Origin of the sequence: Oxalobacteraceae sp. CFBP 8761, from assembly GCA_014841595.1 — a bacterium.
Lineage (GTDB): Bacteria > Pseudomonadota > Gammaproteobacteria > Burkholderiales > Burkholderiaceae_D > Telluria.
On the sequence record JACYUE010000006.1, the window covers coordinates 103,741 to 112,744 of the forward strand.

The 9,004-nt window shown below is 58.3% G+C and carries 8 protein-coding genes and 1 tRNA gene; all 9 read right to left on the reverse strand.

The genetic code is table 11. The annotated features are described in order from the left end of the window. Positions 1-105 precede the first annotated feature (105 nt). Entirely contained in the window at positions 106-4,215 is a 4,110-nt protein-coding gene (gene rpoB / locus IFU00_22650) for a DNA-directed RNA polymerase subunit beta (GenBank protein MBD8545082.1), read from the reverse strand. A gap of 294 nt (positions 4,216-4,509) precedes the next feature. Beyond that, the gene (gene rplL / locus IFU00_22655; GenBank protein ID MBD8545083.1) at positions 4,510-4,884 is read right to left on the reverse strand and encodes a 50S ribosomal protein L7/L12; all 375 of its coding nucleotides are present in this window, start codon (positions 4,882-4,884) and stop codon (positions 4,510-4,512) included. 60 nt (positions 4,885-4,944) lie between these two features. Beyond that, a complete protein-coding gene (gene rplJ, locus IFU00_22660) occupies positions 4,945-5,481 on the reverse strand; it encodes a 50S ribosomal protein L10 (protein ID MBD8545084.1) in 537 nt (178 codons plus the stop codon). 273 nt (positions 5,482-5,754) lie between these two features. Further along, positions 5,755-6,453 carry a 50S ribosomal protein L1 gene (rplA, locus tag IFU00_22665; GenBank protein MBD8545085.1) on the reverse strand — a complete coding sequence of 233 codons (699 nt, stop codon included), beginning with the start codon at positions 6,451-6,453 and terminating at the stop codon, positions 5,755-5,757. Continuing rightward, the gene (gene rplK / locus IFU00_22670; GenBank protein MBD8545086.1) at positions 6,453-6,884 is read right to left on the reverse strand and encodes a 50S ribosomal protein L11; all 432 of its coding nucleotides are present in this window, start codon (positions 6,882-6,884) and stop codon (positions 6,453-6,455) included. Before rplK ends, rplA begins: the two co-directional genes overlap by 1 nt. 113 nt (positions 6,885-6,997) lie before the next feature. Beyond that, entirely contained in the window at positions 6,998-7,546 is a 549-nt protein-coding gene (gene nusG / locus IFU00_22675; GenBank protein ID MBD8545087.1) for a transcription termination/antitermination protein NusG, read from the reverse strand. A gap of 125 nt (positions 7,547-7,671) precedes the next feature. Further along, positions 7,672-8,058 carry a preprotein translocase subunit SecE gene (gene secE / locus IFU00_22680; GenBank protein MBD8545088.1) on the reverse strand — a complete coding sequence of 129 codons (387 nt, stop codon included), beginning with the start codon at positions 8,056-8,058 and terminating at the stop codon, positions 7,672-7,674. A 36-nt stretch (positions 8,059-8,094) separates the two neighbouring features. After that, positions 8,095-8,170 (reverse strand) — tRNA-Trp (locus IFU00_22685). Between the two features lie 102 nt (positions 8,171-8,272). Beyond that, positions 8,273-9,004: elongation factor Tu (gene tuf, locus IFU00_22690; protein MBD8545089.1), on the reverse strand; the 732-nt coding region annotated here is incomplete at its 5' end.

The window sequence follows — 9,004 nt, forward strand, 5'->3', positions numbered from 1 at the left end:
AAGTGTGCCGGCTGATTCACCGGGCTTAGGCCCCGGACTGCTCCGGGGGCGACGACTTCGAAGGTCGAAGAGCCAGCCCGAAGGCTGGCGGCCTTGCTGGCCTGCTTAGTTGCGCTCGAGATCGATATCGATACCCAGCGAACGGATTTCCTTCACCAGCACGTTGAACGACTCTGGCATGCCGGCTTCGATCACGTGGTCGCCTTTGACCAGGTTCTCGTAGACCTTCGTACGGCCGTTCACGTCATCCGACTTCACAGTCAGCATCTCTTGCAGCACGTACGATGCGCCGTACGCTTCCAGTGCCCACACCTCCATCTCACCGAAGCGCTGGCCGCCGAACTGGGCTTTACCGCCCAGTGGCTGCTGCGTCACGAGCGAGTACGGACCGGTCGAACGCGCGTGCATCTTGTCGTCGACCAGGTGATGCAGCTTCAGCATGTGCATGAAGCCAACGGTGACCTTGCGCTCGAATGCTTCGCCGGTGCGACCGTCGAACATCGTGACTTGGTTCTTCGACGGGGTCATGCCCAGGTTAGCAGCGATGTCGTCCGGGAACGCCAAATCAAGCATACGACGAATGTCTTCTTCGTGGGCGCCATCGAAGACCGGGGTCGCGAACGGCACGCCGTTCTTGAGGTTGCCCGCCAGGGTCAGGATCTCTTCATCGCTGAAGCTGTCCAGGTCTTCCTTGCGGCCGGTTTCGTTGTAGATCTTGTCCAGGAACACGCGCAGGTCTTGTGCCTTCGCTTGCGCCTGCAGCATTTCGCCGATGCGCCAGCCCAGGCCCTTGGCTGCCCAACCGAGGTGGGTTTCCAGGATCTGACCGACGTTCATGCGCGATGGCACGCCCAGCGGGTTCAGCACGACGTCAGCAGGACGACCGTCCGCCATGAACGGCATGTCTTCCACTGGCACGATACGCGAGACCACACCCTTGTTACCGTGACGGCCTGCCATCTTGTCGCCCGACTGCAGGCGGCGCTTGACGGCCAGGTAGACCTTGACCATCTTCTGCACGCCTGGCTGCAGCTCGTCGCCTTGCGTCAGCTTCTTGCGCTTCTCTTCGAAGGCCAGATCGAACTGGTGACGCTTCTCGTTGATCGATTCCTTGATCGCTTCGAGGGCGTTCGCGGTGTCGTCTTCTGCCGGACGGATGTCGAACCAGTGGAACTTGTCCAGGTCCGCCAGGTATTCGGCAGTAATCGCCGCGCCCTTGGCCATCTTCTTCGGACCGCCATTGACGATCTTGCCGATCAGCATGCGCTCCAGACGCTCGAAGGCATCGCCCTCGACAATACGCATCTGGTCGTTCAGGTCCAGGCGATAGCGCTTGAGTTCATCGTCGATGATCTGCTGGGCGCGCTTGTCACGCTGGATGCCTTCGCGGGTGAACACTTGGACGTCGATCACGGTGCCGACCATGCCCGAAGGCACGCGCAGCGAGGTGTCTTTCACGTCCGACGCTTTTTCGCCGAAGATCGCGCGCAACAGCTTTTCTTCTGGCGTCAGCTGGGTCTCGCCTTTTGGCGTGACCTTACCGACCAGCACGTCGCCAGCCTGCACTTCGGCGCCGATGTAGACGATGCCCGATTCATCCAGGCGCGCCAGCTGGTTTTCTGCCAGATTCGAGATGTCGCGGGTGATTTCTTCCGCGCCCAGCTTGGTGTCACGTGCGACGACCGACAGTTCTTCGATGTGAATCGAGGTGTAGCGGTCATCCTTGACGACGTTTTCCGAGATCAGGATCGAATCTTCGAAGTTCAGACCGTTCCACGGCATGAACGCCACCAGCATGTTCTGACCCAGGGCCAGTTCGCCCAGGTCGGTCGATGCGCCGTCGGCGATCACGTCGCCACGGGCGACGCGGTCACCAACCTGCACGATCGGACGCTGGTTGATGTTGGTGTTCTGGTTCGAACGGGTGTACTTGATCAGGTTGTAGATGTCGACGCCGACTTCACCAGCCTGTGCTTCATCGTCGTTCACGCGAATGACGACGCGGCCCGCATCGATGTAGTCGACCATACCGCCACGCAGTGCCTGCACGGTGGTACCCGAGTCGACTGCCACGGTGCGTTCGATACCGGTACCGACAACGGCCTTCTCAGGACGCAGGCAAGGCACGGCCTGACGCTGCATGTTGGCGCCCATCAGTGCACGGTTCGCATCATCGTGTTCCAGGAACGGAATCAGCGAGGCCGCAACCGACACGATCTGGCCTGGTGCAACGTCCATGTACTGGACGCGCTCTGGCGAGACCAGGATCGTTTCGCCGGCTTCACGCGACGAGACCAGCTCGTCGATCAGTTGGCCGTTTTCATTGATCGCGGCGTTTGCCTGGGCGATGATGTAGCGGCCTTCTTCGATGGCCGACAGGTAATCGATCTGGTCGGTGACCTTGGAACCGTCGACCTTGCGGTACGGGGTTTCCAGGAAGCCGTATTCGTTCAGGCGGGCATACAGTGCCAGCGAGTTGATCAGACCGATGTTCGGGCCTTCAGGCGTTTCGATCGGGCACACGCGGCCGTAGTGGGTCGGGTGCACGTCGCGCACCTCGAAGCCAGCACGTTCGCGGGTCAGACCGCCAGGGCCCAGAGCCGAAACGCGACGCTTGTGCGTCACTTCGGACAGCGGGTTGGTCTGGTCCATGAACTGGGACAGCTGCGACGAACCGAAGAATTCACGGATCGCAGCCGAAATCGGCTTGCTGTTGATCAGGTCATGCGGCATCAGGTTGTCCGCTTCGGCCTGGCCGAGACGTTCCTTGACTGCACGTTCCACGCGGACCAGGCCAGCACGGAATTGATTCTCAGCCAGCTCGCCGACGCAACGGACGCGACGGTTACCCAGGTGATCGATGTCATCGACTTCGCCGCGGCCATTGCGCAGCTCGACGAGGATCTTGATCACGGCCAGGATGTCTTCGTTCGACATGGTCATGTCGCCGGTCAGTTCATCACGGCCGATACGGCGGTTGAACTTCATGCGGCCGACAGCCGACAGGTCGTAGCGTTCCGGCATGTAGAACAAGCCGTTGAACAGCGCTTCGACCGATTCTTCGGTTGGCGGTTCGCCAGGACGCATCATGCGGTAGATCGCCACGCGCGCCGCAGTGCGGTCAGCGGTGTCGTCGGTGCGCAGGGTTTGCGAGATGTAGCCGCCCTGGTCCAGATCGTTGGTGTACAGCGTCTGGATTTCGGTCACGTCTGCGTCGCGCAGCTTGCCCAGCAGTTCTTCGGTCAGCTCGTCGTTGGCAACGGCGATGACTTCACCGGTGTCCTGGTCGACGATGTTCTTGGCCAGCACGCGGCCCAGCAGATAGTCTTCAGGGACCGAGATGGTCTTGATGCCGGCAGCTTCGATGTCACGGACGTGCTTCGCGTTGATACGCTTGTCCTTGGTGACAATGGTCTTGCCCGACTTCGGATCGACGATGTCGAAACGCGCGACTTCGCCGCGCAGGCGCTCAGGGACGAACTCGAGTTCGCCGCCGTCGTTGCGCACGACGAAGTTGTCGAAGACGAAGAAGTTAGCCAGGATCTGTTCCGGCGTCATGCCGATGGCCTTGAGCAGGATCGTCACTGGCATCTTGCGGCGACGGTCGACGCGGAAGAACAGGATGTCTTTCGGGTCGAACTCGAAGTCGAGCCACGAGCCGCGGTAAGGAATGATCCGTGCCGAGAACAGGAGCTTGCCCGACGAGTGCGTCTTGCCGCGGTCGTGCTCGAAGAACACGCCCGGCGAACGGTGCAGCTGGGACACGATCACGCGCTCGGTGCCGTTGATCACGAACGAACCGTTCGTGGTCATCAGTGGCAGCTCGCCCATGTAGACTTCTTGTTCCTTCATTTCCTTGACGACTGGCTTGGTCGGCGATTCCTTGTCCAGGATCACCAGACGCACCTTGGCGCGCAGCGGCGACGCGAAGGTCAGGCCACGCTGCTGGCACTCTTTCACGTCAAACGCAGGGTCACCCAGCACATACGACAGGAACTCGAGGCGCGCAAAACCATTGTGCGACACGATAGGGAAGATCGAAGAAAAAGCCGACTGCAGACCCTCGGCCTTGCGTCCCGATGGGACAGCATCAGCCTGGAGGAAGTTCTCGTAGGATTCCAGCTGGGTAGCCAGCAGGTAGGGAACGTTGTGAACGTTGGCGCGTTTCGCGAACGACTTGCGAATACGCTTCTTCTCAGTAAATGAGTAGTGCATGGACACTCCGTGAGTGACAGAAAGGATGAAGAATTCAGGATTTGCCAGTGGCACGCGCCACCACCACACACAATTCCTGAAGTCTTTACTCTTTCGCGCCAGATGAAAAGGACAAGCAAACTGCTGTGTTACGATATTTCTGAGCCGGTGTTGCCGCCTCTATTCTGTCATTCCTTGGCGACGTCTGTCGCAGGGACGACAAAAGAGCCAAAGCCGCAATTCCCGCCTTCCGGCAAGTTTTGCAAGCTTTGACTCCCGCATCAGGTGCTGCGAACAGCACCCTTTGCCTATGTATTACTTCAGTTCAGCCTTGGCGCCTGCATCTTCCAGCTTCTTCTTGGCGGCTTCAGCTTCTGCTTTTGGCAGGGCTTCTTTGACCGTCTTAGGAGCACCGTCGACGACGTCTTTGGCTTCTTTCAGGCCCAGACCGGTGATTTCACGGACTGCCTTGATGACGCCGACTTTGTTCGCGCCGATTTCGGTCAGAACAACGTTGAACTCGGTCTGCTCTTCAGCAGCAGCGGCGCCAGCGCCACCACCGGCTGCAGGAGCTGCCATTGCAGCTGCCGACACGCCGAACTTCTCTTCGAATGCCTTGACCAGTTCGTTCAGGTCCATGACGGACATTTCGCTCACTGCGTTCAGGATATCGTCTTTGCTAATTGCCATTTGAAACTCCAGTTTTGATTTGTATGTAGTTCAGGTTGGTACTTGAAAAAAAAGGGAAGCTTACGCTTCTGCAGGAGCTTCTTCTGCGGCCGGAGCTGCTTCGGAAGAACCTTCGCCTTTTTTCGCTGCCAGGGCAGCCAGACCACGTGCAAAGCCCGACACCGGAGCCAACATGACGCCCAACAGCTGCGAGATGAGAACTTCACGGGATGGGATGCTTGCCAACGAGGTAACGCCAGCTACGTCGAGCTGCTTACCTGCGTAGTTACCGGCTTTGATGACCAGCTTGTCGTTGGTTTTAGCGAAGTCATTGATGACTTTAGCTGCTGCAACGGCATCGTCCGAGATCGAATAGATCAGCGGACCGGTCATGGAATCAGCCAGCGAGGCAAACTGCGTGCCCTCGACAGAGCGACGAGCCAGCGTGTTCTTCAGAACACGCAGGTACACGCCCTGGGCACGTGCGGATGCACGGAGCTTGGTCAAGTGACTAACCTGGATGCCACGGTACTCGGCGACGACGATGGTTTGCGCAGATGCTACTTTTGCGGAAACTTCTTCGACGACGGCCTTTTTGTCATTCAGATTAAGACCCACGGTCAATCTCCTTAAATGATGAGAACGAGATGTTCACATCGGTTCGAACACACGGCGTCCGAAGTTAAGAAGCCTTAAACTGAGCGGATGAATTCACGCAGCTGGACTACAAAACTTGTTCGGGTACACCATCTGCGTTGGGTTGTCTTTTAACCGCATGCCCAACCTCTGCACTTGGCCCAACGGTCTTTGATTGTCTGCCGCAGCGATCAGTTACTGCGACAGCCCAAAGAATCGCCCCGCACCAACGGCGCGAGGACTTGAATTTGCTGATTAAGCAGCAGCGATCGAAGCGTGATCGATGCGCACGCCAGCACCCATCGTCGACGACAGGGCGACCTTGCGCAGGTACACACCTTTCGACGTGGTTGGCTTGGCTTTGTTCAGGGCGTCGATCAGGGCAACCAGGTTGCTCTTCAGATCTTCGTCGGTGAACGATGCACGGCCGATCGTTGCGTGAACGATACCTGCCTTGTCGGTACGGTACTGGACCTGACCGGCTTTGGCGTTCTTGACGGCGGTTGCGACGTCTGGGGTCACGGTGCCGACTTTCGGGTTAGGCATCAGGCCACGTGGGCCCAGGATCTGACCCAGGGTACCGACGATACGCATGGTGTCTGGCGACGCGATGACGATATCGAAAGGCATGTCGCCGGCTTTGACGCGCTCGGCCAGGTCTTCCATACCGACGATGTCGGCGCCGGCTGCACGTGCAGCTTCAGCCTTCTCGCCCGTTGCGAACACAGCAACGCGCACGGTCTTGCCGGTGCCTGCTGGCAGCACGACCGAACCGCGAACCACTTGGTCCGACTTCTTTGGATCCACGCCCAGTTGCACCGAGACGTCGATCGACTCGTTGAACTTGGCAGTGGCGAATTCTTTGACCAGCGACAGACCGTTGTCGAAGGCGTAGACTTTATTGCGGTCTACTTTAGCTTTGATAGCTTTAACGCGTTTGGACAGCTTAGCCATTACAGACCCTCCACCGTGATGCCCATCGAACGTGCCGAGCCAGCGATGATACGCACTGCTGCGTCCATGTCGGCGGCGGTCAGGTCCGGCTGCTTGGTTTTTGCGATTTCTTCAGCTTGAGCGCGGGTCAGCGATGCAACCTTGTCGGTATGCGGCTTGGCCGAACCCTTGGTGATGCCAGCGGCTTTCTTGATCAGGTACGTTGCCGGTGGGGTCTTCATCACGAAGGTGAACGACTTGTCGGCGAACGCGGTGATCACGACCGGGATTGGCATGCCTGGCTCGACACCCTGGGTCTGGGCGTTGAACGCCTTGCAGAATTCCATGATGTTCAGACCGCGCTGACCCAGTGCTGGACCGATCGGTGGGGATGGGTTTGCTTTACCAGCTGGAACTTGCAGCTTGATAAAGCCAATGATTTTCTTTGCCATGAAAGGCTCCTATCTTTGACTTGAGTAGTAGCGCCCCACCGCGACTACTCGTCTCCGGCGGGGCTCCTCTTACCGGATTCCGCCTACCTGCTGCGACGCTCCGATTAACGCGTTTAGACTTTCTCGACTTGCCCGAACTCCAGTTCCACCGGAGTTGCGCGGCCGAAGATGGTAACAGAAACTCGCACCTTCGACTTTTCGTAATTGACTTCTTCGACGTTGCCGTTGAAATCGGTGAACGGGCCTTCTTTGATACGGACCTGTTCGCCCACTTCGTACAGCGTCTTTGGCCGAGGCTTCTCGACACCTTCCTGGACCTGCTGCATGATCTTGTCGATCTCGCGCGCCGGAATCGGGGTCGGCTTGTTCGACTTGCCGCCGATGAAACCAGTGACTTTGCTGGTGTTTTTCACCAGGTGCCAGGTTTCGTCGGTCATTTCCATTTCAACCAGCACATAACCCGGGAAGAAGCGGCGCTCGGTAACGGCTTTGGTGCCGTTGCGCATCTCGACAACTTCCTCGGTTGGCACCAGGATCTGGCCAAACTGTTCTTGCATGCCGCCGCGTTCGATCCGTTCGGTCAGGGCGCGCATCACGCTCTTTTCCATACCCGAGTAGACGTGAACGACGTACCAGCGCTTGTTGCTGACCGGGACACTCACGGGTGCAGCTGCTTCTGGTGCTGCTTCCTGCTCTGGAACGCCTTCTTCCGGAGCGCCGGCCGCCGGAGCGCCGGTCGCCGGAACTTCTTCCGGCGCGGTATCTTCTTGTACGTTTTCGCTCATGTTTATTTCCAACCCAGGACAAAGTCGTACAACAGGAGCTCGAGAATCTTGTCGGTGCCCCACAGGAAAATCGCCATCACAACCACGAAGGCAAACACGATGCCGGTGATCTGCAAGGCTTCGCGGCGGGTCGGCCAAACGACCTTCTTGGTCTCGCGCACCGATTCCTTGGCAAAGCTCAGGAAATCACGGCCGGTGGTGGAAGTCCACAAAAGCAGGACAGCAAAAACTAAACCAGCCAAAAGGGCGCCTGCGGCGACCAAGGCTGGTTTGTTCTGGCCTGTCAGGTAAAAGAACCCGACGACGCCTGCAATCGCTGCAACCACCGCCAGCGCGACCTTGAACTTGTCATTCGAGGTGCTGACAGTTTGCACGGATTGATTAGACATTCTTCTTTACTTTCGGTGCCTGGCACCAGAATTCGGTGGCAGGGGCGGAGGGAATCGAACCCGCGACCTTCGGTTTTGGAGACCGACGCTCTGCCAATTGAGCTACACCCCTACGAAAACTTCCAGCTGAATCCAGCATTATACAGCAAGCGCGCGCTCACTGACAATGCTGTTCGAGGGAAACGGAAATGACTTCCGCTTCCCTCTGCTCTGCTTAGTTAGGCAGAATCTTTGCTACCACGCCGGCGCCGACAGTACGGCCGCCTTCGCGGATTGCGAAACGCAGACCTTCTTCCATCGCGATCGGGTTGATCAGCTTGACGGTGATCGACACGTTGTCGCCTGGCATGACCATTTCTTTGTCTGCTGGCAGCTCGATCGAACCGGTCACGTCAGTCGTACGGAAGTAGAACTGTGGACGATAGTTGTTGAAGAACGGAGTGTGACGACCGCCTTCGTCTTTCGACAGAACGTAGATCTCGCCGGTGAAGTGGTTGTGCGGCTTGATCGAACCTGGCTTCGCCAGAACTTGACCACGCTGGACATCTTCACGCTTGGTACCGCGCAGCAGCAGGCCGACGTTGTCGCCAGCTTGACCCTGGTCCAGCAGCTTGCGGAACATTTCCACGCCGGTGCAAGTGGTCTTGACGGTGTCGATGATGCCGACGATTTCGATTTCTTCGCCGACTTTGACAACGCCGCGCTCGACACGACCGGTCACAACGGTACCGCGACCCGAGATCGAGAACACGTCTTCCACTGGCATCAGGAACGCGCCATCAACAGCGCGCTCTGGCGTTGGGATGTAGGTGTCCAGTGCTTCGGCCAGACGGGTGATGCATTCTTCACCCATTTCGCCCGGCTTGCCTTCGAGGGCCATACGTGCCGAACCCTTGATGATTGGGACGTCGTCGCCTGGGAACTCGTACTTCGACAGAAGCTCACG

Excerpts from the sequence above, each read along its gene's own strand:
- rplK (MBD8545086.1), bottom strand. The coding sequence starts at position 6,884 with ATGGCAAAGAAAATCATTGGCTTTATCAAGCTGCAAGTTCCAGCTGGT.
- rplA (MBD8545085.1), bottom strand. The coding sequence starts at position 6,453 with ATGGCTAAGCTGTCCAAACGCGTTAAAGCTATCAAAGCTAAAGTAGAC.
- secE (MBD8545088.1), bottom strand. The coding sequence starts at position 8,058 with ATGTCTAATCAATCCGTGCAAACTGTCAGCACCTCGAATGACAAGTTC.
- rpoB (MBD8545082.1), bottom strand. The coding sequence starts at position 4,215 with ATGCACTACTCATTTACTGAGAAGAAGCGTATTCGCAAGTCGTTCGCG.
- rplL (MBD8545083.1), bottom strand. The coding sequence starts at position 4,884 with ATGGCAATTAGCAAAGACGATATCCTGAACGCAGTGAGCGAAATGTCC.